This is a genomic window from Rhodococcus sp. (in: high G+C Gram-positive bacteria), assembly GCF_049286785.1.
In the GTDB taxonomy this organism is placed as follows: domain Bacteria; phylum Actinomycetota; class Actinomycetes; order Mycobacteriales; family Mycobacteriaceae; genus Rhodococcus_F.
This window is the reverse complement of the sequence record NZ_JBAQEO010000838.1, coordinates 1-2,196: the sequence shown is the minus strand read 5'-3', so window position 1 is coordinate 2,196 and position 2,196 is coordinate 1. Positions and strand designations below refer to the sequence as shown.

The following is a 2,196-nucleotide window of genomic DNA, read 5'->3' as shown; positions in this document are numbered from 1 at the left end:
CGAGTCGGAGACGAGCAGGCCCGGGAAGGTGTCCAGGAAGGCATCTTTGATCACCGGGGAAAACAACGCGGCCCCGGAAGCGACCACCCCGAGACTCGACGTGTCTGCCTTTGCTGCGCGGTGCGCTTCGATCAGCGGCCGACCCATCGCGTCTCCGGTGATGATGAGGATCTGGACCTTGTTCCGCTCCACCAGCCTCCACGTTCGGTGGGGATCGAACTTCGAGTCGAGCAGCACCGTGTTTCCGGAGAACAGAGCCGTGAAGGTCGGCATCATGGCGGCCGCATGGATCAGAGGCGGCAGCGCGAACCAGAGTGTCGGATCCCCCTGCGACCCGACACGTGATTGCTGGTATTCGTCCTCGATCGCCTCACCGGTATAGAAGTCCAGGCCGCCGCCGAGCACCCTCCAGATCGCCTCGTGCGTCCACACCACTCCCTTGGGACGTCCCGTGGTTCCGCCGGTGTACATCATGAAGAGGTCATCGGCGCTGCGCTCACCGAAGTCCCTTTGCCCACTCTCGGAGAGTGCTTCCCCATACGGCACCGAATCAGTCGGCACAGCCGTCCCGCCCAGGTCGTCCTCTACTACAACCGTGTGCCGGATCCTCGGCAGCGCGGGCAGGACCTCGGCGATCCGTGGCGCGTAGACACGATGATGGACCACCGCCTCGAGATCGGCGTTGTCGTAGACGTAGGCGAGTTCGTCACTGGTGTAGCGGTAGTTGATGTTGACCGGGACGGCCCGGATCTTGTACGCGGCGAGCAACGTTTCCATCGTCTCGATGGAGTTGTGCATGTGGACGCCGATGTGGGATCCGGCGGTCAGACCGGCACTCAGGAAGTGGTGCGCGAGCCGGTTCGCTCCTTCCTCCAACTCGCGGTAGGTGACCTCACGACCGGACACGATGAGGGCCACCCGATCCGGCATGGCGTCGACCGAATGCTCGAACAGATCGGCAAGGTTGTAGGCCACAGGACGTCCTCTCAGACGACGGTGAGCGGAAGAGGAATCCCTCGATCGGCGAAGACGAAGTCGGCGCCCGTGCTGAAGCGGGTGAGCGCCACTTCTGACGCCTCCTTTGCAGGAGCATCGCTCCGGGTGACTTCGACGACGAGGACGGAATCGCTCTCCTCGGCCACGACGGCGGAGTAGTGCGGGTCGACGCCCCGGAGCAGAGCGTTCAGCGGCTCCAGGTGATCGCTGTCGATCAGCGATGGCCAGGCGCCGTCGGCGTCCGCACCGCTCTTCCTTCCCAGCGTGATCACGAGACGGCCATCCAGCGTCACCGCGACGTCGACGTACTGATGCGGGTTGAGCGCCGGGTGCAGGGCGAGGACCGCGGCGAGACCCTCGAGATCGGAGGGCAGACCGAGCGCGGTGCGGATCCGCTCCGACGTGAGCCCTGCGATGCCGGTGAGTTGCTTGCGCGCAATCGTGAGGGCGGCATCTTCGTCGGTACGCGCGCGCACTGCGAGCTGGAAGCCGAGGGTGAGTAGGTGATGCTGCAGGCACACTTCCTCGGCGATGCGCACCAATGCCGAGTGGGAGAAATCGTCGAACCGGACGTCGGCGAGCAGTGGTCCGGCGTAGTCGTTGCAGCCGGGACCGCCTGCGACGACGGGGGTGAGTTCCACCGCTGCCGCGCGCGACTTCTCGACGATCCGCAACTGCTCGGGTACCGGCGGAGGCACGTGGGAGTCGTCGATCGTCACGGTCCACGCGCAGTGCGGCTTCCGGTCGGCCGGCGCTCTCGGCGGACGGTGGAGGGGACGGACCTGCGCGTGAGGGTTGGTGGCCAACGCGGTCGCGTCGAAGGTGGGATCCTCGATGTCGTGGCACATCGAGGTGACGTACTTGTCGCCCATCGGCTCCACGTCCATCAGGGCGCCGCAATGGTCCAGCCAGAATTCACCGTGGTCGTGGTCGATGACCCGGTATCGGAAGTCCATGAACTGCGGTGGCGCCCCGATGTCGAGCTGGAGTCCCTTGAAGATGGTCACTACCCCGTCACCCTCGAATCCGAGTGCCCGTTGCATGCGGCGGGTGTAGATCGGACTCGACGCCATCCATTCCTCGATGGCGACCTCGGTCATTCCCTCCCGGCCGAAGGCCCCGATCAGGTGCGGCATGCCCGATCGGTCGATGAGCTGACCACACAACAACAGTTCGGGTACCAGTAGTGCCAGATCTTCC

The 2,196-nt window shown here is 65.0% G+C and carries 2 protein-coding genes; both read right to left on the bottom strand.

All coding sequences use genetic code 11. The annotated features are described in order from the left end of the window. A partial coding sequence (locus tag WAW17_RS30025) for an AMP-binding protein (RefSeq protein WP_422336494.1) occupies nt 1-975 on the bottom strand: 975 nt, incomplete at its 3' end. An 11-nt stretch (nt 976-986) separates the two neighbouring features. Continuing rightward, entirely contained in the window at nt 987-2,189 is a 1,203-nt protein-coding gene (locus WAW17_RS30020; protein ID WP_422336495.1) for a hypothetical protein, read from the bottom strand. Between the last annotated feature and the right edge of the window lie 7 nt (nt 2,190-2,196).